Here is a 2,640-nt window from a genome sequence, read left to right as displayed (position 1 = left end):
GCCCCTTCGATTTGGCAGAGCCAACTCATCTGGCTTTGGGGAATGATCACCTACCCGTTCCGCGCATTTGCGGCTTGGCGCCGGTCAAAAGCAACAGCGAAAGCTGAAGCCGCTGAAGCGGTGGATGAAGAGGCAATGGTTACAGATCAACCAGCGGCTGCAAAGATCCCAGCAAACGCTGATAGTGCAAAAGCATATATCACGGGTGATTTGGTAACCGAAGAACGCCACGGCGTGACCGTTGTGTCGCGACCAACCCCTGAGGCTGCAGAATAAGCAGTTTCGCTATTATGATTTGTTTGGGGCGCGGTATTTTGGAATACCGCGCCCCATTTTTTATCGATCAAGGACAAAAGAAAAAGGGCACGGCTTTGAAAAACCGTGCCCGAAACTCTTCATTGTAATTCACTAGAGACTAGTTCGAAGGTTCGTGTTTTTCGTGCTTACCCAAAAAGCCTTCGGTATCCGTTTCCCGGGCGAGACGAAGCTTTTCGCCGGCCTCATCAACTTCACGCTGCCGGTTCCACATTTGGGCGTAGAGACCGTTTTGGGCCAACAGGCCTTCGTGGTTACCACGCTCAGCAATTTCCCCTGCCCGCAGTACAATGATTTCATCGGCGTTGATGACAGTGGACAACCGGTGGGCAATCACCAGCGTCGTGCGGTTTTGCGACACATGGTCCAAGGCGGACTGAATCTCACGTTCAGTTTGGGTATCAAGCGCAGACGTCGCTTCATCCAAGATCAAAATTGGTGGGCTTTTCAAAATGGTGCGCGCGATGGCGACACGTTGTTTTTCACCACCGGACAATTTTAGCCCACGTTCACCCACTGGTGTTTCGTAGCCCTGGGGGAGGCCTTCAATGAAGTCCGCAATCTGCGCAAGTTTAGCGGCTTCATGCACTTCCTCGTCAGTCGCTTCGGGGCGGCCATAACGAATATTGTAAGCAATCGTGTCGTTGAACAGTACCGTGTCTTGCGGCACCATGCCAACAGCTGCACGCAGTGATTTTTGCGTCACATCGCGCACGTCCTGCCCGTCGATTTCTACACTGCCTTCAATGGCGTCATAGAAGCGATAGATCAGTCGAGAAATGGTTGATTTACCGGCACCAGATGGTCCCACCACCGCAATGGTTTTTCCCGCAGGCACTTCAAAACTAACACCTTTTAGGATTTCACGATCTGGATCATAGTGAAATTTTACATCATTAAACTTAAGAACGGGACCGGTGATATCCAACGGTTTGGCGTTCGGCTTGTCTTTGATTTCAGCGTCCATATCAAGTAGCTGGAACATGTTTTCAATATCGGTCAGCCCCTGTCGGATTTCGCGATAGACGAAACCAATGAAGTTGAGTGGGCGGTAGATTTGCATCATATACATATTGATCAGCACAAAATCACCGACAGTGATCTGACCGGCGAGGACGCTATTCACGGACATAATGGAAATGACAATCATGCCCAGCCAAAAAATCACCGCTTGGCCAAAATTGAGGAACCCAAGCGAGGTCCACATGCGGATAGCAGCGCCTTCATAAACTGCCATTGATTTATCGAAGCGGTTGGCTTCCATTTCTTCGTTGCCGAAGTATTTTACCGTTTCAAAATTCAGCAAACTGTCGATGGCCTTAGAATTTGCATCTGTGTCGCTGTCGTTCATTTTGCGACGTATACCAATGCGCCAATTGCTCGCCTTCACCGTAAAATAGATGTAGCCAACAACGGTGATCACCAAAACACCGAGATAGGGCAAGCCGAAACGCCAGACGAAAATCGTGGAGATAATGACAAATTGAACCAATGTTGGTGCCGTGTTGAGCATGGTGAAACGAACGATTGTTTCAATGCCCTTTGTGCCCCGCTCAATAACCCGAGAAAGGCCACCGGTACGGCGCTGCAGGTGATAGCGCAAAGACAAGGCGTGCAAATGAACAAAGGTACGGCGGGCAAGTTGGCGCACCGCATTTTGTCCAACAGAAGCGAACAGCACATCGCGCAGCTGCATGAACAAGCTTTCAACGATATTGCCAACACCGTAGGCCACAACAAAAGCAACCGCTAGCGTTACCCCCATCATTTTGGCTTGTTCGACACCATTGCCAATGTCCAAGGAATCAATGACTTGACTGTAAAAATATGGGGCAAAGGTTGCTGCCCCCATCGCCGCAAGCAACGACAATAAAGCCAGCAACACGCGGGCTTTCAGGTCTGGGCGATCGGAAGGCCACATATAGGGCCAAAGGTTTTTAATTGTGGTGAACGTAGAGCCTTCGTCGGCGTTCACGGTTTGTTTTTTTGGAACAGTGCGACCTGTTGGCGCTAGAGCCATGGATTACTCCGATTTTTGGGAAACTGACTTAACCGTGAGTGGCGCCACGGTGCGCTCAAAGAGGGACTGAACAGAACTTAGACGTTCGGTACATATGCTATAACAGTTTTTGGTGCCCTGGCCTCTTCGCTCAATAAGCCCAGCTTCACGCAACACTTTTAGGTGTTGAGAAACGGTTGATTGAGCCAATTCAACGCAGGTCATGACATCCCCACAGCATGGGGTGCTTATATCTGACAAATAGCGCAAAATTGCTAGGCGCGCCGGGTGTGACAGGGCGCGCATGGCTTTGGCGAGTTGTTGGT

Annotated in this window: 3 protein-coding genes; 1 reads left to right on the top strand and 2 read right to left on the bottom strand. The window is 50.3% G+C overall.

Going from position 1 to position 2,640, the window contains the following annotated elements:
- Positions 1-276 (top strand): hypothetical protein (locus Q0231_RS03635; protein ID WP_299345212.1); only part of this gene is annotated, 276 nt, incomplete at its 5' end.
- A gap of 139 nt (positions 277-415) precedes the next feature.
- Here the strand turns inward: Q0231_RS03635 and Q0231_RS03630 are convergent.
- Both Q0231_RS03630 and Q0231_RS03625 read right to left on the bottom strand, forming a co-directional pair.
- A complete protein-coding gene (locus tag Q0231_RS03630; protein ID WP_299345209.1) occupies positions 416-2,335 on the bottom strand; it encodes an ABC transporter ATP-binding protein/permease in 1,920 nt (639 codons plus the stop codon).
- A 3-nt stretch (positions 2,336-2,338) separates the two neighbouring features.
- Positions 2,339-2,640 (bottom strand): metalloregulator ArsR/SmtB family transcription factor (locus Q0231_RS03625; protein ID WP_299345207.1); only part of this gene is annotated, 302 nt, incomplete at its 5' end.

The sequence above is a fragment of the uncultured Maritalea sp. genome (assembly GCF_937139385.1).
GTDB lineage: Bacteria > Pseudomonadota > Alphaproteobacteria > Rhizobiales > Devosiaceae > Maritalea > Maritalea porphyrae_A.
The sequence above is the reverse complement of the archived record's forward strand: the minus strand, read 5'-3'. Positions and strand labels throughout refer to the sequence as shown.